The following is a 24186-nucleotide window of genomic DNA, read 5'->3' on the forward strand; positions in this document are numbered from 1 at the left end:
ATGCTCGCATCGCCAACAGCTAGGGTTCGAAGGCCATTCATGGACGACCCTCCAGCCTGCACCCGCAACCATCGACACCATTGCTCACGCGTCCCACTCTTCCTCCGCGAGAGGTGATCCGTTGAGTTCGTCGCGCCGCACACGCCAATCTGGCAGGTGCTGATCCATCAAGGCAGTGAAGCGAGCACCGTGGGCTCGCTCGAAATAGTGCGTGAGTTCGTGCGCCACGATGTACTCGAGGCAGTCAGGGTGCTTCTTGGCAAGCTCGACGTTGAACCAGACGTCGTGCGTCTCGCGGTTGCACGATCCCCACTTGGTCTTCATCTTGCGGATCGTCCACTTGGGTACCGTCACCTCAAGCTGGGCTTCCCACTTGGCAATCAGGCCGGGAATTGAAGCGCGCAGTTGCTCGCGGTACCACCGATCCAGCACCATCCGGCGTTGCTCCGGCGAAGCGGCGGTCGGCACGAACAGCACCAGGCGCTCACCATCGACCTCGATGTGCGCGCGTCCAGGTCGTTCAACGACCTTCAGGCGCTTGCGTAGTCCCCAGACGTAGTGGCTCTCACCCGTCACCATCTCACGCATCGACTGCCGGTCCGCACTCGCAAGTTCCTTGCGTTGGCGCCGAATCCACGGCAGACGCTGCACGATAGCGAGGCGGACTGCCTCGTCATCAAGCCGTTCCGGTGCCGCCACACGAACGCGCCCCGCTGGCGGGTAGACGCCGATGTGCAAGTGCTTGATGTTCTTGTAGACGACATCGATGTCGATACCGCGCACGGTGAGATAGGCGCTACTGGTACTCATCGCGGTTCCGAATGAGATTGAAGACTTCCGCGGCACGATCATCGCCCGGTAGTACGCGCATGATCGCACGCTCGACCTGCTTGCGCTTCAGGGCGTTGTCCTTCCAGCCATGTTTCTTGTTGTTGCGCACCGCATAGTGAACCTCGAGTGCGAGGTCACTGTCGGGCCAGAAGAAGTCCACGAGAGCGCGCTGGCCCCCGTTGGCAGCCCAGTCCGGGTACGGGTGGTCACTCTCGCCTTTCCCGAGCTGCTGAGCAGCTTCGAGGATCTTCGCCAGGTACTCCTCATAGTCGAGGGCCTGCTTGCGGCGCTCTTCAAGGATCGCGTCGAGCAGTTCGCTCATGCGGTCGTAGAACTTCGGGTTCAGCGCGTGCTCATCGATGATGACCTTGCGCATGTTGTTGACGATGACCTCGGCAACCGCTTCCTTGCTCTTCTTGATGCCAGGAGGGAGCTTGTCGAGTGCGCCGGGGCCGAGCTTCACGATCAGGTCGATAAGCCCGGCGTCTTCGAAGTTCGACACGACTTCGGAAGCGCCAGCCTTGATGTAGGTGTCGAGCAGGAAGCGCATGTCGGCTTCATAGGCCTTGAAGTCGACGTCCTCGCCAGCCGCGAGCTTCACTTCAGCGCGCACGTCGCTGTAGTGCGCGATCTCGCGCTTGATGGCTTCGGTGTCCGCCGGGCTATAGCCGGCCTCGACCATGTCGTTGGCAATGTTGGCGAACGCACGGGCGACGCCCGCGACGGCTTTGTACAACTCGACGCGCTTCGGTTCATTGAGCTTGATCTGCTCGGCGTTCCCGGCTTCCATCGCCACGAAATAGGCGCGGTACTGGTCCGTGCCCTTGGGTGGCAGCACCGGCTCACACAGAGCACGGATCCGCTCGAGGGCGTCATCAAGAGACTCCCGAGCTTTGTCGATGCGGTCAGAGAGCAGACCTTCGATGTCCTGCTTCTCGTAGCCGTCGAGCGCGCCGTTCGTGTAGTTGTGAATGGCAGATTTGAGCGAGTTGAACAGGTCACGGTAGTCGACGACGTAGCCGTAATCCTTGTCGTCATCATCGAGACGGTTGACCCGACAGATCGCTTGGAAGAGGCCATGATCCTGCATCTTCTTATCGATGTAGAGGTAGGTGGCGCTCGGCGCGTCGAATCCAGTGAGAAGTTTGTCCACCACGATGAGCAGGCGCATCTGGCCCGGCTCCTCGAGGAACTGCTTCTTGACGGCGGTCTCGAACTCTTCGACGCGGCCCATGGCGTCGTCTTCGGAGGTGTCGAAGTAGTCCGCCAGCATCTTGCGGTAGATGTCGTACTGCGCGAGCTTCTCGGTCTTGCCTGCGCCCGCGTCTTCCTTCGAGATCTCGCTAGCGTTCGGCTGGTAGCTCGTGACAATGGCGCACTTGCCCTTGAAGCCCGCAGCCACGAAGAGATCGTAGAACTTGCAGGCCTGATAGATGCTCGCACCAACCAGCATGGCGTTGCCCCGGCGGTCCATCAGGCGCGGCCGGGTCTCCATGTCGATCAGGATGTCGGCCACGATCTGCTCCGCACGCGATTTGCTGGACACGACCTTCTGCATCGTGCCCCAGCGCTTCTTGAGCTCAGCGCGGGTGAGATCCGTCATCCCCTTGGTCTTCGCCTCGAACCACTTATCGACGTGGGCCGGCGAGCTCAGTTCCTGATCAATATCTCGAGCCTCATAGCGGAGATCAAGAACGACCCCGTCGGCAACGGCTTCGTTGAACTTGTAGGTGTGGATGAACGATCCAAAGGTCTCGATGCTCGTCGCCTTGTCCGCCTTGAGCAGGGGCGTGCCCGTGAAGCCGATAAACATGGCTCCCGGGAGCAGCTGCGTCATCGCTTTGTGCATCTTGCCGGACTGCGTGCGATGAGCCTCATCGACGAAGACGAAGATGTTGCCTTTCGCCTTGAAGTCCTTTGGCAGCGCGGCGTTGAGCTGGGCGATGTAGTCATCAGCGTCCTGTTCCGCGTTGTCGTCACCGCCGCGGAACTTGTGGACGAGCGAGCCGATCAGCCATTCTTCGGACTTGTTGAGCGTCGCGATGAGATCCGCCCCGCTCTTGGTGCGGTAGATACTCTCGTGTACCCCGTTGAAGACCTTCTCGATCTGTTCGTCGAGTTCAGTGCGGTCGGTGATCAGAAGGACGCGCGCGTCGGGCTGGTTCTCGCGGATCCACTTGGCGAGCCACACCATCGTGAGACTCTTGCCGGAACCCTGGGTGTGCCAAATGATGCCGCCTTCGCGCTTGGCGATGCGCGCCTGGGCCGCCTTGATGCCGAAGTATTGGTTGTGGCGAGGGCCTTTCTTGACGCCCTTGTCGAAGACGATGTAGTCGTGGATCAGTTCGAGGAAGCGCTCCTTCGAGCACATCTGAAGTAGTGCTCGGTCGAGCGGGGACTCCACGTCGGAGTCTTCTTTCCACTCGAGCCAGTACTTCTCGGGTGTGTCGATGACCCCGTAGCGAAGACCTTCGGCATCGTTGCCGGCAAAGAGATACTGCACCGTCGAGAAGAACGGACGGATGAAGTCTTTGCTCTGGTTGCCGATGTTCTGGCGGATGCCTTCGGTCACTGAGACTTTGGACCGCTTGAGCTCGACGACTCCGAGCGCGAGACCGTTGACATAGAGCACGATGTCGGGGCGCTTCGTGTGCTGGCTCAAAACGGTGACTTCTTCGGCGATCGCGAAGTGGTTGGCGGTTGGAGTTTGCCAGTCCACGAGCCAGACCGTCTGGGTCTGGTCGCCGACGGCAGACTTTACTTTCACGCCGTAGCGGATCAGTTCGTAAACATCACGGTTGGCTTCGTACAGGTTCCGACCAGCACCCACCGCGGCAGCCTTCTGCAGGCGATCGAGCGCACGACTGATGAGCGTCTCGTCGATGCCGCGGGCCCGGAGGTTCTGCTCGAGCAGATCGACTTCGATGCCGTTGGTGCGGTTGCCGTCGTGCCAGTCTCCGAGGTACTCGTAGTCGAGCTGCTCGGTAAACAGTTTCACGACGCGGTCCTGCGTCTTCTTTTCGATCTGGCCTACGGTGCTCATGAGGATTCTCCTGCGTGCTCCACAGTTGATTCATCCACCCACCGCGCGAGCACGCTCAACGCAGCCAGGTGTTCAAGTGCCACTTGCTCGCTCATCTCCTGATCCGCTTCGTGGCTGAGCGGATTGCGGATGCCCGCGAAGACTCCCTCGGCAAAGGCCATCGCGCCGCGCTGAACGGAGCGATATGTGTCGTTGTCTTCGGGTGCCATTCGACGAAGCCGTGGCTTGCCTGACTTCGCTGGGTCGAGAGAGAACGACTGCTTGAACAGGTCGGTCTCGCTCACGTCGCGACGGCCGACCTTGTTCTGCGTCTCGGCGTTGAGTTTGGTCGCCGCATCGCGGACGGTCTGCACGTAGTGGCCCGACTGCCAAAGCGAGCGGGCTCCGCCCCAGATCCATGAGTGTAGGTTGGCGGCTGAGATTTCGGGGGCATCTTCGCCAAGATTCTGGCGTATCTCCTCGGCGCGGACGAGTTCTTCGCGAGCTCGAATCGCCGCCTCGCGATGACGCGTCCAGCGATTATTCTTCGAGTTCTCGATATCAGTCCGCCAAGTCGGGATCACACGGTCGAGAATCTTCTCGACCACCTGCGCCTGCTTGGTCACGTCCGCATCCGGAGAAGCGGTACTCGATGTGTGAGTGATCGAGACGTAGCCGGGTCCGCTTCGGCTGTTGTTCGTCATCACCGTCATCGTGATGAACTTGTCGAGTTCAGCCAACGCCCAGTCGCTGTTCAAGCCGGTCATGCGGCCACCTCGTCAGGCACTGGAAGCCGAGTGCGGCCCGTTAGGAGTTGCTGCATCATGCCTTGCTTAATGGCGCGAGCCTTTACGAGTCGACGGTTGAGCGACGAAAGCTCAGCCTCAGCATCATCGAGGACTACGCGAATCGCAATCTGTTCGGGCAGACCCGGGAGGTGAACGTCCACGTTCTCAACGCGGGAGGAACTCAGGCTCGGGACGCCCGAAGCTTCATTCATAGATCGCCAGTCAACGGTCTGGAAGACGTAGAAGAGAAACTTCGGATCCGCATTCGGTGCGATCTCGGTGTAGAACAATGTGTCGACCGTCCAAAAAGGCTTGCTTTGATACTGGGGGCGATCAATAGTTCCCTTACGCCCGATAAGCACGGAGGGCTTCGAGTACAGCGGGCGATCGGCCCACCCGATCTGCCCGCCCGTGGCAAGGATCGGTACTACACCCGATGGGCGCTCGACGGCTCGTTGGCTCCGCCCGTGCCGCACGGTGAGCACGTCCCGAAGACGGCAATGAGTCCACTCGTCCGTGAAGCCAGGAAGGCGTGTGCGTCCTGTCAGTAGTGCCTGCATCATCCCTTGCTTGATCGCCTGCTTCTTGGCGATGAGCCGCTCCAGGGTGACGATCAGATCATCAGAGCCGCGCAATGCTGCGGCAATTCTCTGTTGCTCCGCAATGTCGGGGAGTGCAATCCCAAGCGGATTTATGTGCTTGTTATTGATCTGTGGCACCGATGTGACATCCGCGATGTCCCAGAGTCCGCGGTAGCTGAGCCAATAGAACAAGAACTCAGAGTCAAGTTCGATGCGCGGAGTGAGCGCCATCACGTTAGTGTCCATGAAGCTCGGCACGGTCGTAACCCTCACGCGATTCAACGCGATAGCGCCACCTCGCTTGGCTATCAGGACGCTGCCCGCGGGTATCGTCGGCATCTTGGTCGCGAAGTACGGCGTCGAAGATGAATCGAGGTATTTGGTTGCGCGACCAAGTTGATCAACCTTGTAATACGGTGTGCCCACCGCACGAAATCTGAATCCCGACGGGCTCTGACCACTCGTCAACGAAACGAGTTCGCCGAGGCGTCGCTCAGTCCACACTGGTGATCCCATCAGAGAACGACTCCCATGTCCTCAAGGTGCACCGCAACTCGGGCCTGAAGATTCGACAGCTCATCATCAAGCTCGTCGACAGTCGACGCGTACCTCCCACCGATCTCGCGTACCCGCCGCACAAGCTGAAGCGTCAGGTCGCGCGCTTGTCCGTCAATTCGCCGTTCCAGAGTCGCCAGCCATTTTGCATCGAGCACAAGCTCCTGCGCGTCGCTGTCAGTGAGCGCGCCGTACTGTCGCAGCGTCTGCTCATCGAGACCAGATTCCGCCTCTTTCGCCGTCTTCTTGGCCGCAGCCTCAGCTGTGTACAGCTTGATCAAGTGGCTCAGTGCGGCGATCTCTTCCTGGTCGCCACCGCTCTTAATCTCGCGTAGACGCTTGGCCGCAAGCACCTTCGAGATCTTGTCGTCGTCCATCGCATCGGCGAGGAGACCATCCTCCAGGGCGTTCTCTTCGGTGTACTCCTCGACAGCACGCGCAGCTTCGTCAGCGGTAGCTTGGAGTTCGTCGACCTTCGCCTGCTCGCTCGCAAAGTAGCGCAACACGATCAGCGCCGGCGGGACGAGGTCCATCTTGTACTTCTTCTTGGACCGTCCACTTCCGATCTCAAGATCCGCATCCTCAGTGAGCTTGCGCTCCTTGTCTTCGATCGTCGGACGAGGCTTGGAGGCGCTGGCCCATGAGCCACCGTTGCCGAGCTCGGTCATGATCAGGTAGACGTCGTCGTGCATCGTCTCGTTCCAGTAGCTCATGAGCTGTTGGTATACGTCGTACTCATCGAGGAGGGGCATGTCCTTGAACCGCGCGAGCAAGTCGTCGCCAAGTGCGCTGATCAGATCGTTCGGCTTCGTTTCCGCGTTGATCCCTAGCAGCATCTCGCGGTGCGCGGCAAACCAGTCGCTGACGACCTTCTCGACGTCCGCGCGGATGAATTCAAGACCGCTCCGGTTGAGGGCGTAGTCCTGCACCTCGGAGAGATCGACCTTGAGCTTCGAGTACCCCTCGCGGAGTGGCTCGAACAACCCTGCTTTGAGCGAAGGCAACGCATCCCAGTAGTTCTGAAGCGCATCGATGTCGCGGTTCGGGATGCCGCCATGGATGTGCGCTGAGAGGTCCTGGATGTCTTCCGGCTCGGAGCTATCGATATAGCGCGGGATGTTGAGGTTGTAGTCGTTCTTCGCGTCGGCGATCTCGCTCATCGGCACCATGCGCGAGTAGCCGTCGATCGGGAGCTGACGGTTGAATGAATCGACGATCTTGTGGATGTCCTGGTCACGGAGGCGGTTCTTGTTGCCGTCCTTGATGAAGCCACGGCTGGCGTCGAGCATGAAGACGCCGGTACGACTAACGGCGTTCTCCTTGTCGAGCAACACGATGCAGGCCGGGATGCCCGTGCCGTAGAAGAGGTTCGCCGGGAGGCCGATCACGCCCTTGATGAAGCCGCGCTTGAGTAGTTCTCTACGGATATTGCCTTCGGCGTTACCACGGAAGAGCACGCCGTGCGGAAGGATGACCGCTGCCTTACCGGTGGACTTCAGCGACGTAAGCGCATGGAGCAGGAAGGCGTAGTCGCCGTTCTTCTCTGGCGGCATGCCGTACTCGAAACGCCCGAAGTCTTCTTCCAGGCCGTTGTTCCACGATTTGATCGAGAACGGCGGGTTCATGACGACGTAGTCGAACGTCTTGAGCTTCGTGCCGTTGGTCAGCTGCGGGCTAGTAATCGTGTCGCCCTTGTAGATCTCCGCGGTCTCATTGCCATGAAGGATCATGTTCATCTTCGCCAGCGCCCAAGTGGCGTTGTCCTTCTCCTGGCCGTAGATAGTCATGCCACGCGGAGCTTCCGCTGCAGCTTTCAGAAGCAAAGAGCCAGAACCGCTGGCTGCGTCGTAGACGGTCTCATCTTGACGGGTCTTCGAGTTGATACCCACGACCTTGGCGAGCACGCGAGAGACCTCGGCAGGCGTGTAAAACTGCCCCTTGCTCTTGCCCGACTCGGTGGCAAAGTGACGCATCAGGTACTCGTAGGCGTCGCCGAGCAGGTCATCGCCTTCGGCGCGCGAGCCACGGAAATCGAGATCATTGAAGATGGTCACGAGCTTGGAGAGACGGTCCTGCATCTCCTTGCCATTGCCGAGCTTCTCGGCGTCGTTGAAGTCCGCCTGGTCGATGACGTTGCGCAGATCGTTCGCCTCGGCGAGCTTGCCGATGATCTTGTTGAACTTGTCGCCGATCTCCTTGTCGCCCTTGGCGGCAAGCATGTCCTCGAACGATCCGCCTTCGGGGACTTCGATCAGGCTGTCCGGGTCGGACTTCGCCTTATCCGAGACATACTTCACGAACAACATCGTGAGGATGTAGTCCTTATACTGGCTGGCGTCCATGCCCCCGCGGAGCTGGTCGCAGCTGGCCCAGAGCGAGCTGTAGAGGTCCGACTTCTTGAGAGCCACTACCACGTCACCACCTTCGGCGACAGGTCGGTCGCGGTGTACTTGACGACGCGCTTTCCCGATAGACGCTTGAGTCGGTTAGTTGTGGCTCGGGTCATGCTGTGTAGTTCCTCCAACGCGCGGCAGTGCACGCAGTAAGTTGATGTCCCCCAGGGACTGCTCTCAGGGTATCGGCGGATGCCGACAAAGCCGCGGAGACACTCGACTGGGTGTGTGGCGCATGGTGGGAGGATTCACTCAACCGCCGCGCAGCGCTGCTCTTATTTATACGATGAACTGGTGTTTTTGCCTAGCCCCGCGCTCACATGAAGAAGGCGGCGACCGCTCCAGACGGGAGCGCAAAGCTCTCGAGACTGGGCAGTCGCCGCCGTGCTGGAAGTGGTGAACAGTGGTCACGCCGCCGCGACCACGTCTTCGTCGCCGCCCACCGGGACGACGCGGGTTTCCACCACCTCCGACATCCGCTCGAGCAGCACCATCGCCCAGACGATCGCTTCCCAGTAATCGGGAAAGGTCGCCCGGTTGCGGCACCAGGTAGGGTCGCCTGCCGTCTGCACCTCGACGCGGAAGCGTTGGGGTGAGAACAGCAGTTCACGTACAGCCTGTGGCACCTCGGTGTCGGCGCCGTCATCATCCGGCAGCCCCACGATGACCGCGTCGCCGACGAGCATGGCTCGCTGACGCGCGGACGGGACGTGGTACCACCAAAGGAACGAAGCGCGGCTGTTGAACGGCAGGTGTCGCAACTGCCCGGACTCGTTGACATCAACCGTGACGCCGAGGTCGCACAGGTCGACGGCTTCCATGAGTCCGCCGACCGCATGCCCAACTGGGTCCGGTTCTGCGGTGTCGAGCTCCCGGAGTGGTTCATTGCTGTCAGCCGGGATGACGATTCCTTGAACCATGCCTCCCACTTCCTTACTGTTGTCGCGGCCGAGAACCTGGTTGGTTCTCTTGCGAAGCCGCGGGGCAGCAACGAGGGCAGGTGAGTAGTTTGGGCAGTTGCCCCGGAGAGAGCGCTCGTAGCGCTCAGATCCCCGGGGCAGCCACCCTTCTCCCCCGGCGAGAGGGAGTTGTGGCGTCAGGCGGAACCTGACTTGGCGCGCGAAGCCTTGGCTCCTGCGCCGCCGAAGATGGCCTCGATTGCGGACTGCTTGGTCTTGGCCTCGCGGTCGATCTCGGCACGCACCGTCTCGGCCCTGGCGAGCACCTTTGGGTCGGACTTGCTGGTTTCGACCCAGGCCTCGAGGGCGATGCGGATCTCTTCGGTGACGGAGCGGTCGTTGAGCTGGGCGATGACGTCCAGCTGTGCCCGCAATCCGTCGGTGAGTCGCACCGCGAGGGTGCGGATCGGGCCGAGTGCCGTGGAAGGCACGTTGGCGGGGGTGTTCTCACTCATGGTGAGCCTCCTCATCGGGAGCGGCCGGCGAACCTTATGGTTCTCCTTCAAGCCGCATGCCAATGAGGAACGACGCTGAGTATGAACGGATGCTGCGGTGCGTCAATCTTCCGATCGTCAGTGTTGCAAAAACTACTACAAATGATGTCTTGCACCAAACACGCTCATGCTTCATAGTGGGCGTCGAACAGGCTGTGATTAATGCAGCTAAGGAGTACAAGAGGAAATGGGCATTCAAAACACACATAAACACCATTATTCGAAAGGTTCGCTTATATTAGCCGCGCTTCTCATGCTAATATCAGCAGTTCTGCCGCTATCAAGCGCATCGGCTGCGGATCCAGACGTCACCGTTTCGACGGTGGCTGGCGACGGGACTCAGGGATATCAAGATGGACCGGGGCTAACGGCACAGTTCTCAGCTCCATCGAATACTACCGTCGACAGCAACGGCACACTATATGTCGCAGACACGTTTAATCACCGCATCCGCAAAATCCTTCCTGACGGAACCGTTTCAACGATTGCTGGCGATGGCACGAACGGATTCCAAGATGGACCTGGAGCGACAGCACAGTTCTACGGCCCGCAAGGCATCGCCATTGACAGTGCTGGCACGCTCTACGTCGCGGACAGTCTCAACCACAGTATCCGGAAGGTCCTTCCTGACGGAACCGTTTCAACGATTGCTGGCGATGGCACGAACGGATTCCAAGATGGACCTGGAGCGACAGCACAGTTCTACGGCCCGCAAGGCATCGCCATTGACAGTGCTGGCACGCTCTACGTTGCGGACACCAACAATAGCCGCATCCGCAAGATTCTCCCTGATGGCACGGTCTCGACACTGGCCGGCGACGGCAACTACGGCTATCAGGACGGCCCTGGCAATACGGCGCAATTCTTCCGCCCGCAAGGCATCGCCATTGACAGTGCTGGCACGCTCTACGTTGCGGACACCAACAATAGCCGCATCCGCAAGATTCTCCCTGATGGCACGGTCTCGACACCGGCCGGCGACGGCAACCACGGCTATCAGGACGGCCCTAGCAATACGGCGCAATTCTTCCGACCGCGTGGCATCGTCATTGACACTGCTGGCACACTCTACGTTGCGGACACTGAAAATAGTCGCATCCGCAAGATCCTCCCTAACGGAACCGTTTCAACGATTGCTGGCGATGGCACGAACGGATTCCAAGATGGACCCGGAGCGACAGCACAGTTCGATTCCCCGCGGAGCATCGTCATTGATGGAGCCGGCAACCTCTACGTCAGCGACGCCTATAATAACCGAATCCGCAAAATCACCTTCACAGATTCTCAACCCGTAGATCCAGGCAATTCAGTTACGCCGCCAGTGACAACTCCAACGGCGCCGAATACAGGAATCGCACCTATAACCACGACACCTCTCGCTCTTGTCGGAGCGATTGGAGTTCTCACGATTGCGGTTCTTGTGGGAGTTGCTATGCGCCTATCACGCCGCTAACTTGTGCTAGAACTTTGAATCAGTACTGCAGACTCGCCGTCGAATACGGCGGGTCTTTTCTATTGCTCGGTGCATTCGCTGTCGGTTGGTTATCGCCAGAGGGTGATTGTGGCTCCGGTTTCTCGTTCGGTGACGAATTTGGAGATGAGTCCGGGTGTTGTCAGACTCGTGGAGACACCCCAGATCGGCCAGACGGGCATCGCCCAGATGACTTGGACTATGAATTCGTCGTCTTGGGGTTCCGCGGGCGGTCGGAGTGCGACTGGCCCGAAGTGTTCTTTCCCGGTTACGAAGAAGTCTTCGGTTCGTGAGTCGTGGAGTTCGAATTCTCGGTCTTCTTGGAATTCGCCGTTGATGTAGACGTGTGGCCGCCGCCACTGCGCGTGGTTCAGTACATCGATCCAGACAGTCGTCATGACAGATCCATCAGCTTCGCGCACGATGATGTTGCCCCAGGGGCGTTCGAGAGTGAGCGTGTCGCGAAGGATGTAGCTGAGCTTTTCGGCGCCTCGGTCGCTGCGGCGTAGTCCAGTGCGTTGTTCTACGTGGTGGGTGTCGGCGTAGGCCTTGAGGCGTTGGTCGAGGGTGTCTCCGTCGGTCTGGAATCCGCTGGTGTCGAAGTAGGCACGGATGTCGCCTCCCGGGTCAGCGCCGTGTCGGACAAGGGCATCGAGGAGTGCGCCATAGGCGCGTTCGATGCTTCCGCGCCCGACAACGTCGGTCATGAATTCTGAGGTGGCGGTTCGTTCCATGCCAAACGGGCCGGGGCCGCGGCGGATGTGTCGTAGTTCTTGGTAGAGCTCGCGGCGCAGCGGATCGTCCTTCATCTGCTTAGCGTGTCAGTTTTGTGTCAGTGACGCGAGAAGATGCATTTCCGAACCTGGTAGTGGTGATGTTCTTCCCATTCCGGGTGGGACGCGCCGTTCTTCTAGGAGGTTCCCTAATGGGAAACGACTCGCAGGCGCTGTCGTTGTTCGGTGGCGCGTCGACCCAATCCGGCGGGCGCGTGTCCGGTGGTCTGGCTCGGCAGATGAAACGTGAGGTGGAGCAGGTCGCTGCACGCACGGAGATCGCGGCGGTGACCGAGCAGGCGCAGGCCTTTCTCGTGTCGCAGGCGATGACGAACGTGGCCACGCTGGTGACTCAGGCCGAGGCGCACATGAGGATCGCGCCCGCGGGGGCCCCGTACTATGAGGCGCTGATCACCAGCTATGCGCTGACTGCGGGCCAGCGCATCTCCCGGTCATTTTGATGCTCGCCGTGCAGGTGCTCGGCGGAGTGCTGTTCGCTGTGCTGATGGCGGTGGCCACCACGTTGGTGGCTATCGGTGTCGCAGACGAGGCCGAGTACTGGAAGGCGCGTCGTCGCGCCAGGGTCGAGGCGGAGCTTGACCGAACGCAAGAAGAGCTTCGACAGACGATCCTCCTGCTCGCGGACGGCCTGGCCGGCGACCGAGACGAGACGTCGCGTCAGATGATGCGCGCGACCTTCCTCACGACCGGCCAGGTGCCAGATTCCCCGAAGTAGCAGAAGGAGCGGGCCGGGACGCCTCCCATGTCTTTGGCCTGCTCCTTCTTCAGCGTTGTCGTTGTGGTTTCCGCAACGTTCACGACTGGAATATTGACGGCTTGCGCCACAGGGCGCATAACCAGTCCTCGCTGGGCCGGCCTTTCGTGCCGTGCTCGAGGAAGGAGTTCTTTCACATGACCGACACCACCAGAACGGACGTTCCGGGAACGTTCCGTGCCACGAAGAAGTTCAGGACCTGTTACGCCGACCCGCCCTGGGACATTCAGCAGAAGGGTGCACGCGGTGCGGGGAAGCACTACGAACTGATGACGATCGACCGGATCAGGCAGATGCCGATCGCTGACCTAATGGACGACAATTCGACGCTGCTCTTGTGGACGACCAGCGCCGCGTTGCCGGACGCTCTCGATGTGATGAAGGCGTGGGGGTTCGAGTACAAGACGAATGCCGTCTGGGACAAGTACTACATGGGCCTGGGTACCTGGTTTCGCGGGAGTCACGAGATCCTGTTGCACGGGGTGCGAGGGAAGGCGCCGTTCAAGTTCCGCGGACAGCGCTCGACGCTGCTGTTCCCTCGCCAGGATCACTCCCATAAGCCGGAAGAGATGATTCCACTGATCGAACGTGTGCTCGATGGCCCCTACCTGGAGCTCTTCGCCCGACAGCGCCCGAACAGTCATCGCGATTGGTCGGTGTGGGGTAATGAGATCGACTCCGACATCTCGATCCCCGGCTACCCGGTGCCCTCCGACTTCACCCGCAGCGATGCGGACCATGAAGGGGCTGGTGATGAGTGATGGCCGACGATTCGCCGCGCGGTGTCGCCGAGCGCTTCTTCCGCATCTGCCTGCTCCTGCTGGGCGGGGTCATCGCCTTGTGGCTCGGCCTGGAGCTGCTGGCACGGTTCTGGGGTTGGCTACTGCTTGCCGCGGGCATCGCGCTTGTGCTGTGGTGCGGGGTCGCTGCTTACCGCTACTGGTGGGGTCGGCGATGAAAAGCTTAAGCACGTTCATCTCTGTTGAGTCGTTGTGGAATGGACAACAACCCTCCAAAACGCTTGACAAGTCCGGCGATCGAGTTCATAACAGGCCGAAATGCGCTCATTCGGCTTACGTCTATGCGCGAACTGACTGTCCGTCCGCGACCGTGCTCACGAACCAAAAGCCCTATATGGGCACGGGTGGGAAGGAGGTTGACGCATGACCAGTCATGCTCGCGGCCGTCGCCGCTACCGCAAGACACAGGGACGCCGCGTATGGGCGGTCTCCGACCTGAACCTCGAGGTGCGCCCGGGACAGATCGCAACGATAATCACCGCTGCTGGGCTCGAGCAGGCTCGCCTGGAAGCCGAGGCGCGCTCAGAACACGCAGCTGGACGGCGACCGACCGACAAGGTCAAAGCGGCCGAGGAGGGCGATCATGCCTGAGCTCGTCTTCACTCGGTTGCACCTGCCGCGCCCGATTGAACCGGAAGCGGTCAACTCGCTGCTTGCCCGCCTGATGGGCTCCGACGTGCCGCGCCCTGTCGTCTTCGAGCTCCACGCCGACAGCACCGGCATCCAGCAGATGTTCGGCTGCACCCCGGCTGCCGTTCAGCGCCTCAAACGGCTCCTTCGGGCGCACGTCCCAGGGCTGGTGTTCGAGGCCGGCTCGAGGGCGGACGTCGCCGCTGTGAGCCGGGTCGTGGCGCACCCGGCCACGGTGCCGCTGGAAGCCGAGCCGGAGGAAGTACTGGCGGCTCTCTTCCACGCGTTCGCCGCCAGGCAGGGCGATGAGCACCTCGCCCTGCAACTCATTCTGGGACGCACTCATGCCGCGCAGCCAGTGCCCACCAAGGCTGCAGATCCGTTTCAGCAGTTCGCGTCGGTAATGCTGGACGGCATCCGTCCCGCCAGCGGCGATGCCCGCAGGAGAATGGAACGTCGCGCCGCGACCCCAACGCTTTCGACCACTCTCCGAATCGGGGTGACCGCGCCGACGCAGAAGCGCGTCGCGGCCCTGGTTTGGGAATGCTTCGGCGCACTCCAGCTCATGGAGACGCCCGGCGTGCGGCTGAGCCTGAACCACGACACCACCACGCGGTGGACTGCGGCCACCCCGCGACCTACATTCGCCCTGTCTGCGCTTGAACTCCTCCCGATGCTGGCTTGGCCCCTCGGGAAGAGGGACTACCCCGGCGTGCCCGGGCTGCACCCAAGACGGTTGGCGGTGCCGGAGATCGTCAGCCGCACGAAGTCCGTGTTCGCGACTGGTACAGCCCCAGGGCCTCATCGTCCCATTGGTATCGACCCGGAGAGCCGACTGCAGCATCTGATCGCGCTTGGCCCCACCGGGGCAGGTAAGTCCACTCTGTTGGAGCACCTGATTCTCTCCGACATCGCCGCCCAGCGCGCCTGCTGCGTAATCGAGCCGAAAGCCCAGCTGATCAACCGGATTCTCGACACCGCACCCGCGACCGCCGCGGGGCAGATCGTGGTGCTCGACGCCACGGACGAGAAGATGCCCGTCGGATTCAATCCGCTCGACGTCGGCGACCGCGACCCGGACGTCGTCGTCGATGGTGTCCTGGCTGCCCTCGCCGCTGTTTTCCATGAAGGGTGGGGGCCGCGAACCGAGTACCTGATCCAAGGCGCGTTGCTTTCGCTTGCCCGCGCAGGGCAGAAGCGCGCCGAGCCCTACACGCTCATCGACCTGCCGCGGCTACTGACCGATACCGCCTTTCGTCGCCCGGTGATTGGGGCGGTGCAAGACGATGCGACGCTGGCGGCGTTCTGGGCTGACTTCGAATCGATGAGTCCCGGCCAGCGTGCGAATGCGATCGCTGCGCCGCTGAACAAGCTGCGCAAGATCGTGATGCGAAAGCCGCTCGTCAGAATGCTCGGCCAGTCCCAACCCCGGTATCGGCTGCGAGACATCTTCCGCGAAAAGAAGACTGTGCTCGTGCCTCTCAACGACGCGCTCCTTGGGGCCGGAGCCTCGAAGCTGCTCGGCAGTCTCATCGTCGCCGAACTTTTCCTCGCCACCACCGAGCGCGCGGCCGAGAAGAACCCCATGAAAAGACCAGGCATGATCTTCATCGACGAAGTGCAGAATTACCTCAACCTGCCGACCTCGGTCGAAGATGCCATGAGCGTCTTCCGCTCCTACGGCGTCGGGTTGCACGTCGCTCACCAGTACCGCAAACAGCTGCCGGAGGCGATGCGCGAAGGCCTCGACACCAATGCACGATCCAAGATCTGCTTCACCCTCAGCGCCAAGGACGCCGCGGCCATGGCCCAGCAGGCGCCCCGCCTGACCGCCGACGACTTCCAAGCACTCCCGAAGCACCACATCTACGCACGCCTGCTCGCCGGAGGCACCCCGACCGACTGGTGCTCCGCCGCTGCGCTGCCTCCCGCCCCAAGCCTCGGAAACGCCGCACAGATCCGGGAGGCCAGCAGAGAGGCCTACGGCGCACTCCCGCCTGTGGACGACATAGCAAAGGCCACCAGTTCACCGAGCTCGTCCTCGTCGCGTCGTGCGCATCAGAAGGCGAGGCAGAAATGAGCGAGCGGGTCGTTATGGAGTGGTGTTCGAGTCAGTGTTCCGTTCGACGTTCCGGTCTCGACGAGCACCCTCCTCCTTTCCCGCCCCTGTTCGGGCCGCTTCTACCACTTCCTGGCGGGGACTCTCGCTGCGTTGCAGCGGTCCACAGGAGCGGCGGAGGCGTCTCGTGAACGCTCTGCGCGTCGGTGCACTCGAGCAACACCTCACCGAACGTGACATCCGTATCCTCGAAGACCTACAGCAGTACCGGCTCCTCACCACCCGGCACCTGCAGCGCCTCCACCTGCCCTCGAAACCTCTCGGATCACATGCCACAGTCAGTGCCGCCACGCGTGGCACCACCCGCATCCTCACGCGCCTCGAAGCCCTCGGAATGCTCGCCCGGCTTGAACGACGCATCGGTGGCATCAAACACGGTTCTGCATCCACCATCTGGCACATCGGCCCAGCCGGTGACCGTTACCTCCGTGCTCGCCGCGGCGACCCGACCAGGCGCCGCTACGCAGAACCCGGACTCACGTTCGTCGCGCACACGCTCGCTGTCGCGGACGTTGCCGTGCTGATCCGAGAGCACGTCACGACCCGGTTCGACCTTTTGGAGCTTGAGCCCGAACCAACCTGCTGGCGGGCGTTCACCGGTTTCGGCGGGGGACGATCACGCTCAAGCCCGACCTGTTCGCCGTAACCGCCGACACCACAACCGAAACACACAGCTTCGTCGAAGTAGACCTCGGTACCGAGCACCTGCCCGCGGTGCTGCGCAAATGTCGCGTCTACCAGCAGTACGAACGCACCGGCATCGAGCAGGCCGGCAGGGGTCTGTTTCCCGCCGTGGTCTGGCTCGTCCCGACCGTCAAGCGCGCGGACACCATCCGCGCCGCGATTGCTGCTGATCGCGATCTCGACTCGAGCTTGTTCTGGATCATCCCAACCGAGCAATCGCTCGCACAGCTCGCCCCGTATCAGGGCGAATCCACCACCTAAACGAAAGGAGGAAACTCATGAACTCATCAACGATCACCATGACCGCGCCGGATGAAACCGAGCGTGCCCGACAGCTCATCGAAATCGGGCTCGCTATGGACCCCGAGGCGCGCTCCGAAACGCTCGCCCGACTCATCGCCGCGAGCCTCCACGATGGCCCCGGCACCGCGCTGGAAACCTTCGCCGCCACCGGACGTCTCGACAGGCAGCAGATGCTGCAAGAGCTCAACGACCTCCGCATCCCACTCGAACAAGAAGGGTGGGTCGATGCCTTAGGTCGCTACATCCTCCAAAGAGCAGGAGGCCGATCATGAACGAGCACGAACCCACCCCACGCACCGGCGATATCGAACTCGCGCGGACAGGGCAGCGTGTCGACCTCCGACGCCTCGACGTCGCCTTCAACCGCTTCGCCGACCGCATCGCCGAAGGCATCGAACAAGCGCGCACGACCGATACCGAGATCCCGGATGCCACGGCCCGCTGCATCGCACACGTCCTCGGCCGCGCCTACGGGCCAGACAGCGCGCTCGCAGATTTCGGACGCACCGGAGAAGAGAACTACCTCAGCCTGCGCGACGAATACCTCGCCCTCTACACCGACGAGCGCACCACAGGAGTCATCAAAGAGCTCATCGACTGGTTCGGGACCTACCTCGTGGCCCGCGAGAACATCGGCACCGGCCGGCGATTCATGAACCCCGACCTCCCGCCCAAGTTGGGGCAACTCCTCGTCCGCACCAGCGTGCCGGTCGGAAACGACCGCTACACCGTGAACGTCCCCGCCGATTGGGACAGCGGGAACGAAGACGACCTCATCGAGACCCTGGCCGAATTGAGTCTCACCGAGGACGAAGCCCTACAAGCCTTCCTCGCGCTACCCGATGTCAGCATCGGAAGCAGTGACATCATGGGCAGCTTCCACGAGAGCTACTTGTGCAGCTATCGCTCCCTCGAGGACGCCGTGCGTGACCTCGCCGAGATTGAAAGCCTCGAACTCGCGATCTACGAAGCCACCGAGTCACGCGCTCTTCCCGATGGCGCCGTCCAGATCGACTACAGCCTGATCGAAGACTACGTCCGGGACAGCTACGACCTCATCGAATGGAAGGGCCGCACCCATGTCTTCAGCAGGTAGGCGCCACCGGGTCGACTCGAATCCGAGACGCCGCAATATCCGTATCGTTCCGGAGCGCCGCGAAACCGTGGATCACTACAAGCTCGCGCGGGCTCTGCTGCACCTGGCGCAGGCAGAGTACGACGCTCTACATCCCGAGAAGACCGAATCCGAGAGCTCCGAGCACGGACGGCAGGTCACGGGCGACGCTCCGCCCGATATCGAGGAGTAACCCGTGATTCCGCCTGCCGAACGAGGTAGAAATTACGTCGATGGGCCGACGGGGGTGGAAGGCGCTGAAGTTCCCCTGAAGGCGGCGGAAGGGCTGGACTTCCGCCTCGAAGAGAGGGTTAATCCGGAGGACCTAATTGGAGGAACCCTCATGGAACCAGCCCTTGCCCCCGCACCAGCGAACTCACTCGCCGGACTCGAGCACCTCTTCAAAGACACACCCGATGGAGCTGCAATCGAGAACGGCCTGGCCGAGGCGGTCGTCTACCTCCGGGTTTCGACGCCTCGCCAGTTGCACACCGCAGCGGACGTCGACCAGGACGGCAACAGCATCGCGACACAGCGCGTCGAAACGCTGCGGAAGGTTCGGGAAATGGGTGCGACCGTCGTTCGCGAGTTCATCGAACCCGGCCAATCCGCCCAGACCATCTCGAAGCGCGCCGAGTTCAAGAAGATGCTCCGGTTCATCGAAGAGCATCCACAGGTGAAGTACGTCGTGATCTACATGCGCTCCCGCGTCTTCCGCAACTTCACCGACGCGGCCATCACGAAGCGCGAACTCCTCGCTAAAGACGTGCGGCTCATTTCCGCCAAGGAAGAGTTCGGCGATGGCTATATGGCCGACGCGATGGAAGCGATCACCGACGTCATGAACGAAGTCCAAGTCCGCATGAACGGCGAGGACGTCAAGGTCAAGATGGCCCACAAGGTTGAACAAGGCGGCTCGATCGGCGTCGCGAAACTCGGATACCTCAACGTACGCAAGGACTTCAGCGGGCGCCTCGTCAACACCATCGAGCTCGACCCGGAACGCGCGCCCCTGGTCGCCTGGGCGTTTGAGCAGTACGCGACTGGGCAGTACTCGATCGCCCAGCTGACCACGCTGATGGAAGAGCAGGGACTCACGATGCGAGCGTCGCCGAGCCGACCAGAACGGCCTGTCAACAAGAGCAGTATGGCGACGATGCTGCGGAACCCGTACTACACCGGCGTTATCCGCTACAAGAACGGACTGTACGTCGGAAGACACCAGGCGATCATCTCGAAGGAGACGTTTCTCAAAGTCCAAGCGATCCTCGACATGCGCAACCGCGACGGGGACCGGGACATGACGCACCGTCACTATCTCAAGGGACTCCTGGCGTGCGGACGCTGCGTCGACGAGGGGCGACGAAGCAGACTCGTCTACAGCCGGTCCAAGGGCAACGGGGGAACGTATGAGTACTACATCTGCGCCGCGCGCACTCGTGTCTTTTGCGGCACGATCGGGTTCCGGGTCGAACTCCTCGAAGACGAAGTTGCCAAGGTCATGGCCGCAGAGCAGTTCGATCCCGAGACAATCGACGATCTCGCCGCGCTCATCTCCGAAACTGTAGATGCTCTCCTGGCCGTCGAGAAGGAAACCAAGGCGGGACTCGCGAGGCAGCTCAAGCAACTCGAGGCGCAAGAAGAACGCCTCATCGATCTGGCTGCCACAGGCACGTTCGCGATCCCCAGGCTCCGCGCCAAGCTGGAGGAAACGACGCTGCAGAAGGGGCTCATCCAGGAGAAGCTGGCGAGGACCGCCGACCGGCTGCGCTATGGCGCAGAGACGGCGCTGGCGTACCTCCAGCTCCTGCGTAACCCAGGTGAGTTGTATCGCAGCGCGCCAGACGATGTGCGCCGTGACCTGCTGGAAGCGTTCTTCAACCGTCTCCGCGTCGACGAGAACGACGAAGCTGTGCAGATCGAGGCAGAGCGGACAACCGTCAACCAGGTGTTCCACGAGGCCGCCGCAGTGGTGCGGACAGCACGCAAGGCGCAACGTCAAAACGAAAAAGCTCCCCGCGATTCCGCAGGGAGCTCTTCAGATTTTGAAATAATGCCAGTTCACTTGGCCCTTGGTTTGAACAAGAGCACTATGGCTGGGGTACCTGGACTCGAACCAAGAACAACAGAACCAGAGACTGCCGTGTTGCCAATTACACCATACCCCATGGGCGAAACCGGAGTCTCGCACCGAGAGACAAGCCTACCCGAGCGGGGCCGGAACACCAAAACGTGGTGCTCCGACGCTCCGCTCGGGCGCGTCGTGTCGGTCTCAGCCAGCCAGCTGCGCCGAAAGTCCACGCAGACGACGCAACGACTCGTCCTTGCCGAGCAGTTCCATCGACTCGAACAGCGGGGGCGACACGCGGCGTCCGGTGATCGCGACGCGAGGCGGGCCGTAGGCGACGCGAGGCTTGAGCTCGAGAGTGTCGATCAGAGCCGCGGAGAGAGCATCCTGGATCTTCTCTGTCGTGAACTCGTCCACAGGCTCGAGAGCTGCGACACAGGCATCCAGCACCTCCGTGGCGTTGGCGGGAAGACCCTTGAGCGCGTCCGCCTCGTACGCCACGTCATCGGTGAAGAGGAAGCCCACCATGCCGGGCACGTCACCGAGCAGTTGCACGCGCTCCTGCACGAGAGGGGCGACTCGGAACGCCATGACCATCTGCTCGCGCGTGGGCTCATCGAAGAGTCCGGCAGCGGCGAGGTACGGCAGCGTGCGTTCTGCGAAGTCCCGCTCTTCCAGCATCCGAATGTGGTCGCCGTTGATCGACTCGGCCTTCTTCTGGTCGAAGCGCGCCGGGTTCGGGTTCACGTTGACGATGTCGAACGCCGCCACGAACTCCTCCAGCGAGAACACGTCGCGGTCGTGACCGATCGACCATCCCAGCAGCGCGAGATAATTCAGCAGGCCTTCATGGATGAAGCCGCGATCGCGGTGCAGGAACAGGTCGGCCTGCGGGTCACGCTTGGAAAGCTTCTTGTTGCCCGTCTCCCCCAGCACCAGCGGCATGTGCGCGAAGCGCGGCACGAACGTCGTGACACCCGCGTCGATGAGCGCCGCATACAGTGCGAGCTGACGCGCCGTCGACGGCATGAGGTCCTCGCCGCGCAGCACATGCGTGATGCCCATGAGCGCGTCATCGACGGGGTTGACGAAGGTGTACAGCGGGATGCCATTGGGGCGCACGACCACGAAGTCCGGGAACGAGCCCGCCGGGAAGGTCACCTCGCCGCGGATCAGATCGACATAGGTGAGGTCTTCGTCCGGGACGCGCAGACGCAGTGCGGGCTGACGCCCCTCGGCCTTGAATGCGGCCTTCTGCTCGTCCGTGAGGTCGCGGTCGTAGTTGTCGTAGCCGAGCTGCTTTGCGCGGCCCGCAGCCTCGTTGCGGGCGTCGATCTCCTCCGCCGTCGAGTAGCTCTCGTAGAGAGCGCCGGTCGCCACCAGCTTCTCGATCACGCCACGGTAGATGTCGTGGCGCTCGGACTGGCGATACGGTGCGTGGGGACCGCCGACCTCGACGCCCTCATCCCAGTCGATCTTGAGCCAGGTCAGGGCATCGACGAGCTGACGGAAGCTCTCTTCGCTGTCGCGGGCAGCATCCGTATCTTCGATACGGAAGACCATCTTGCCGCCGGTGTGGCGGGCATAGGCCCAGTTGAACAGCGCAGTGCGCACCATGCCGACGTGCGGCAGGCCGGTCGGCGAGGGGCAGAAGCGGACGCGCACATCGGCGCCGCTCGCGGTCGTGGTGAGGGGGTGCGGAGTAGCCATATCCCCTCAATTCTAGGCCGAGCGGCTCGCGCGGATGCGTCGCACAGCCAACGGCGTGAGCGCCACGATCGCAATCACGAAGACAGATTCGGCGATCGCGAGGCCCGCATACCCGAAACCGCTCAGCACGACGCCGGCCAGTGCAGCGGCTGTGGCGGCGCTCAGGCTCATGATCGAGTCGCTGAGGCCCTGCCGTCTGGCGCGTGCGCCCACCGGAGTGACCTCGGTGAGCAGGGTGGCGCCGGCGACGGTCGCGGCACTCCACCCGAGCCCGAGCAGCGTCAGCGCGACGATGACGCCCCAGGCCTCACCGCTCACGAAGATCGCGAAGAGCAGGGATGCTGCCAGCAGCGCCTGCCCGAGCAGAATGGTGCGCACGCGTCCCCATCGATCGGCCAGGATTCCGAAGAGCGGGGAGAGCGCGTACATCCCACCGACGTGGAGTGCGATGGTCACACCGACAAGCGCGGTCACGTCAGTCGTCGAGGTGCTCGCGCCGTGCTGCGCATGCACCATGTGCGAGAGGTGGATCGGCGTCATGGCCATGACAGAGGCCATCACGACGTGCGAGCCGGCGACGGCAAACATCGCGTATCGCGCAACCCAGGGGCGATCGATTCCCGCATCGAACGCAGGTCCGCTCCCCGCGTCGCGCGCCCGCGCCTGCGCGGTGAGGAGCGGATCAGGGCGCAGCGCGACGAGGTAGAGCGTCAGTGCGGCAGCCTGTGCCACGAACGAGAACAGGTAGGACCCGGTCAGCGGGGGCATCCCGATCAGCGCACCGAGCTGTTCGCCCGGCGTCAGCATCAGCGGCGCCGCAACGGCACCGATCGTCGTCGACCAGACCACGACCGAGAGGTCGCGCCCGCGGTGCTTCGGGCTCGCGAGGTCGGTGGCGGCGAATCGGGACTGGAGATTTCCGGCGTTGCCCGCGCCGATCATGATGATGCCGACAAGCAGAAGGGGGAACGAGCGCAGCGATGCCGCGCCGACGACGACCATGACGCCGAAGAGCGCGAACAGGTTGCCCGCCGTCAGCGAGAACCGCCTGCCCCAGCGTCCGGCGGCCCGCCCCAGGGGGATCGCTGCGGCCGCAGCGCCGAGCGTCACACTGGCGGTCGCGAGCCCTGAGAGCGCGTCGTCCCCGGAGAGGTCAGCGGCGAGCAGCGCGCCGAGGGAGACCGTGGCACCGAACGCGATGCCGCCGAGAACCTGCCCGAACGAGAGAACCGCGACAATGCGCTTCTGCGCAGCGACGAGCTGCGCATCCGTGAGAGTGGTCACGGCAGGGGCAGAGCGTCGCGCACCGGGTTGCGCAGCGTGCCGATGCCCGAGATCTCCACCTCGACGACATCGCCCGCCGTGAACTCGCCGACACCCGCCGGCGTGCCCGTGAGAATCACATCTCCCGGAAGCAGCGTGAAGGCAGCGGATGCGTGCGCGATGATCGCCGACACTGAGTGGATCATGTCGGTGAGAGGCGCGTGCTGTCGCTGCTCACCGTTGACGCGCGTCGTGACGGTGGCATCCGCGACCTCGAACTCCGTCTCGATCACCGGCCCCAGGGGGCAGAAGGTGTCGAAGCCCTTCGCTCGCGACCACTGGCCGTCCTTGCGCTGCAGATCGCGCGCCGTCACATCGTTGGCGACCGTGTAGCCGAAGACGTAGTCGAGGGCATTGTCGGCGGGGACGTTCTTCGCGATGCGTCCGATCACGACGGCGAGCTCGCCCTCGTGCTCGGTGCGCTCTGAGATCAGCGGGCGCACGATCGTGTCGCCAGTGCCGATCACCGCCGTGTTGGGCTTCAGGAACAGCAGTGGCTCAACGGGCGCTTCGCCGCCCATCTCAGCGGCATGGTCGTGGTAATTCTTGCCCACACAGACGACCTTCGAGCGCGGGATCACCGGCGCGAGCAGGGCGACATCGGCGACGGGAACACGCTCCCCCGTCGTCTCGTAGCCGGCGAACATCGGATCTCCGGCGAGCACAACGAGCTCGTCACCGTCGAGGATGCCGTAGCGGATCGCGTCGTCGTGGCTAAAGCGTGCAATCTTCACAGAACCAGCCTAGCCAGTTCATACGACGACGGCCCCGTCTTCCGCAGAAGCCGGGGCCG

At 62.3% G+C, this 24186-nt stretch carries 21 protein-coding genes, 1 tRNA gene and 2 pseudogenes; 12 read left to right on the forward strand and 12 right to left on the reverse strand.

All coding sequences use genetic code 11. The features are described 5' to 3' along the window. Positions 1–84: 84 nt before the first annotated feature. From AC1REM_RS12930 to AC1REM_RS12960, 7 genes are all read right to left on the reverse strand, one after another. A complete protein-coding gene (locus AC1REM_RS12930) occupies positions 85–783 on the reverse strand; it encodes a M48 family metallopeptidase (protein ID WP_492514978.1) in 699 nt (232 codons plus the stop codon). Positions 784–796: 13 nt separating this feature from the next. Beyond that, positions 797–3874, reverse strand: coding sequence for a type I restriction endonuclease subunit R (locus tag AC1REM_RS12935; RefSeq protein WP_492514979.1), 3078 nt, complete (start codon positions 3872–3874; stop codon positions 797–799). Beyond that, positions 3871–4620 (reverse strand): TIGR02391 family protein, encoded by a 750-nt coding sequence (locus AC1REM_RS12940; protein WP_492514980.1) that lies wholly within the window; start codon positions 4618–4620, stop codon positions 3871–3873. The genes AC1REM_RS12935 and AC1REM_RS12940 overlap by 4 nt, the downstream gene beginning before the upstream one ends. Further along, a complete protein-coding gene (locus AC1REM_RS12945) occupies positions 4617–5738 on the reverse strand; it encodes a restriction endonuclease subunit S (RefSeq protein WP_492514981.1) in 1122 nt (373 codons plus the stop codon). Before AC1REM_RS12945 ends, AC1REM_RS12940 begins: the two co-directional genes overlap by 4 nt. After that, positions 5738–8191: a type I restriction-modification system subunit M gene (locus tag AC1REM_RS12950; RefSeq protein WP_492514982.1), complete on the reverse strand. Its 2454-nt coding sequence runs from the start codon at positions 8189–8191 to the stop codon at positions 5738–5740. The genes AC1REM_RS12945 and AC1REM_RS12950 overlap by 1 nt, the downstream gene beginning before the upstream one ends. Before the next feature lie 386 nt (positions 8192–8577). Next, positions 8578–9090, reverse strand: a complete 513-nt coding sequence (locus AC1REM_RS12955) for a DUF3846 domain-containing protein (protein WP_492514983.1) — start codon at positions 9088–9090, stop codon at positions 8578–8580. 176 nt (positions 9091–9266) lie between these two features. Then, positions 9267–9584: a hypothetical protein gene (locus tag AC1REM_RS12960; protein WP_492514984.1), complete on the reverse strand. Its 318-nt coding sequence runs from the start codon at positions 9582–9584 to the stop codon at positions 9267–9269. Positions 9585–9810: 226 nt separating this feature from the next. Here AC1REM_RS12960 and AC1REM_RS12965 point away from each other — a divergent pair, with 226 nt between their 5' ends. Then, positions 9811–11076 carry an NHL repeat-containing protein gene (locus AC1REM_RS12965; protein ID WP_492514985.1) on the forward strand — a complete coding sequence of 422 codons (1266 nt, stop codon included), beginning with the start codon at positions 9811–9813 and terminating at the stop codon, positions 11074–11076. Between the two features lie 89 nt (positions 11077–11165). Here AC1REM_RS12965 and AC1REM_RS12970 read toward each other — a convergent pair whose 3' ends face one another. Beyond that, positions 11166–11903 (reverse strand): hypothetical protein, encoded by a 738-nt coding sequence (locus AC1REM_RS12970; protein ID WP_492514986.1) that lies wholly within the window; start codon positions 11901–11903, stop codon positions 11166–11168. A gap of 116 nt (positions 11904–12019) precedes the next feature. Between AC1REM_RS12970 and AC1REM_RS12975 the strand changes: the two genes are divergently transcribed. The 11 genes and pseudogenes from AC1REM_RS12975 to AC1REM_RS13025 all read left to right on the forward strand — a co-directional run. Then, positions 12020–12328 (forward strand): hypothetical protein, encoded by a 309-nt coding sequence (locus AC1REM_RS12975; protein WP_492514987.1) that lies wholly within the window; start codon positions 12020–12022, stop codon positions 12326–12328. Further along, the gene (locus AC1REM_RS12980) at positions 12328–12603 is read left to right on the forward strand and encodes a hypothetical protein (protein WP_492514988.1); all 276 of its coding nucleotides are present in this window, start codon (positions 12328–12330) and stop codon (positions 12601–12603) included. Before AC1REM_RS12975 ends, AC1REM_RS12980 begins: the two co-directional genes overlap by 1 nt. A gap of 176 nt (positions 12604–12779) precedes the next feature. Continuing rightward, positions 12780–13403, forward strand: a complete 624-nt coding sequence (locus AC1REM_RS12985) for an MT-A70 family methyltransferase (RefSeq protein ID WP_492514989.1) — start codon at positions 12780–12782, stop codon at positions 13401–13403. Then, entirely contained in the window at positions 13403–13600 is a 198-nt protein-coding gene (locus tag AC1REM_RS12990) for a hypothetical protein (protein ID WP_492514990.1), read from the forward strand. The genes AC1REM_RS12985 and AC1REM_RS12990 overlap by 1 nt, the downstream gene beginning before the upstream one ends. Positions 13601–13805: 205 nt before the next feature. Beyond that, on the forward strand, positions 13806–14033 hold the full coding sequence (locus AC1REM_RS12995; RefSeq protein ID WP_492514991.1) for a hypothetical protein: 228 nt from the start codon (positions 13806–13808) through the stop codon (positions 14031–14033). Next, positions 14026–16152, forward strand: a complete 2127-nt coding sequence (locus AC1REM_RS13000; RefSeq protein ID WP_492514992.1) for a type IV secretory system conjugative DNA transfer family protein — start codon at positions 14026–14028, stop codon at positions 16150–16152. Before AC1REM_RS12995 ends, AC1REM_RS13000 begins: the two co-directional genes overlap by 8 nt. Before the next feature lie 166 nt (positions 16153–16318). Next, positions 16319–17136: pseudogene (locus AC1REM_RS13005) on the forward strand (replication-relaxation family protein). A gap of 38 nt (positions 17137–17174) precedes the next feature. Then, positions 17175–17450, forward strand: a complete 276-nt coding sequence (locus AC1REM_RS13010; RefSeq protein ID WP_492514993.1) for a hypothetical protein — start codon at positions 17175–17177, stop codon at positions 17448–17450. Then, entirely contained in the window at positions 17447–18274 is an 828-nt protein-coding gene (locus AC1REM_RS13015; RefSeq protein WP_492514994.1) for a hypothetical protein, read from the forward strand. The genes AC1REM_RS13010 and AC1REM_RS13015 overlap by 4 nt, the downstream gene beginning before the upstream one ends. A gap of 67 nt (positions 18275–18341) precedes the next feature. Further along, a complete protein-coding gene (locus AC1REM_RS13020) occupies positions 18342–18485 on the forward strand; it encodes a hypothetical protein (RefSeq protein ID WP_492514995.1) in 144 nt (47 codons plus the stop codon). Between the two features lie 150 nt (positions 18486–18635). Further along, positions 18636–19505: pseudogene (locus tag AC1REM_RS13025) on the forward strand (recombinase family protein); the annotation flags it as partial. A gap of 880 nt (positions 19506–20385) precedes the next feature. Here the strand turns inward: AC1REM_RS13025 and AC1REM_RS13030 are convergent. The 4 genes from AC1REM_RS13030 to AC1REM_RS13045 form a co-directional block, all read right to left on the reverse strand. Then, positions 20386–20460, reverse strand: a tRNA-Gln gene (locus AC1REM_RS13030). Between the two features lie 104 nt (positions 20461–20564). Further along, positions 20565–22070 (reverse strand): glutamate--tRNA ligase, encoded by a 1506-nt coding sequence (gene gltX, locus AC1REM_RS13035; RefSeq protein ID WP_492514996.1) that lies wholly within the window; start codon positions 22068–22070, stop codon positions 20565–20567. 12 nt (positions 22071–22082) lie between these two features. Continuing rightward, the gene (locus AC1REM_RS13040; protein ID WP_492514997.1) at positions 22083–23354 is read right to left on the reverse strand and encodes an MFS transporter; all 1272 of its coding nucleotides are present in this window, start codon (positions 23352–23354) and stop codon (positions 22083–22085) included. Beyond that, positions 23351–24127 carry a fumarylacetoacetate hydrolase family protein gene (locus AC1REM_RS13045; protein ID WP_492514998.1) on the reverse strand — a complete coding sequence of 259 codons (777 nt, stop codon included), beginning with the start codon at positions 24125–24127 and terminating at the stop codon, positions 23351–23353. The genes AC1REM_RS13040 and AC1REM_RS13045 overlap by 4 nt, the downstream gene beginning before the upstream one ends. Positions 24128–24186: the final 59 nt, after the last annotated feature.

Source organism: Microbacterium sp. GW823-FHT02G05, assembly GCF_058797175.1.

Bases quoted from the DNA above. Each gene is read 5' to 3' on its own strand.
- AC1REM_RS12935 (WP_492514979.1), bottom strand. From the start codon at position 3,874: ATGAGCACCGTAGGCCAGATCGAAAAGAAGACGCAGGACCGCGTCGTG.
- AC1REM_RS12940 (WP_492514980.1), bottom strand. From the start codon at position 4,620: ATGACCGGCTTGAACAGCGACTGGGCGTTGGCTGAACTCGACAAGTTC.
- AC1REM_RS12945 (WP_492514981.1), bottom strand. From the start codon at position 5,738: ATGGGATCACCAGTGTGGACTGAGCGACGCCTCGGCGAACTCGTTTCG.
- AC1REM_RS12955 (WP_492514983.1), bottom strand. From the start codon at position 9,090: ATGGTTCAAGGAATCGTCATCCCGGCTGACAGCAATGAACCACTCCGG.
- AC1REM_RS12960 (WP_492514984.1), bottom strand. From the start codon at position 9,584: ATGAGTGAGAACACCCCCGCCAACGTGCCTTCCACGGCACTCGGCCCG.
- AC1REM_RS12965 (WP_492514985.1), top strand. From the start codon at position 9,811: ATGGGCATTCAAAACACACATAAACACCATTATTCGAAAGGTTCGCTT.
- AC1REM_RS12970 (WP_492514986.1), bottom strand. From the start codon at position 11,903: ATGAAGGACGATCCGCTGCGCCGCGAGCTCTACCAAGAACTACGACAC.
- AC1REM_RS12975 (WP_492514987.1), top strand. From the start codon at position 12,020: ATGGGAAACGACTCGCAGGCGCTGTCGTTGTTCGGTGGCGCGTCGACC.
- AC1REM_RS12980 (WP_492514988.1), top strand. From the start codon at position 12,328: ATGCTCGCCGTGCAGGTGCTCGGCGGAGTGCTGTTCGCTGTGCTGATG.
- AC1REM_RS12985 (WP_492514989.1), top strand. From the start codon at position 12,780: ATGACCGACACCACCAGAACGGACGTTCCGGGAACGTTCCGTGCCACG.
- AC1REM_RS12990 (WP_492514990.1), top strand. From the start codon at position 13,403: ATGGCCGACGATTCGCCGCGCGGTGTCGCCGAGCGCTTCTTCCGCATC.
- AC1REM_RS12995 (WP_492514991.1), top strand. From the start codon at position 13,806: ATGACCAGTCATGCTCGCGGCCGTCGCCGCTACCGCAAGACACAGGGA.
- AC1REM_RS13000 (WP_492514992.1), top strand. From the start codon at position 14,026: ATGCCTGAGCTCGTCTTCACTCGGTTGCACCTGCCGCGCCCGATTGAA.
- AC1REM_RS13010 (WP_492514993.1), top strand. From the start codon at position 17,175: ATGACCGCGCCGGATGAAACCGAGCGTGCCCGACAGCTCATCGAAATC.
- AC1REM_RS13015 (WP_492514994.1), top strand. From the start codon at position 17,447: ATGAACGAGCACGAACCCACCCCACGCACCGGCGATATCGAACTCGCG.
- gltX (WP_492514996.1), bottom strand. From the start codon at position 22,070: ATGGCTACTCCGCACCCCCTCACCACGACCGCGAGCGGCGCCGATGTG.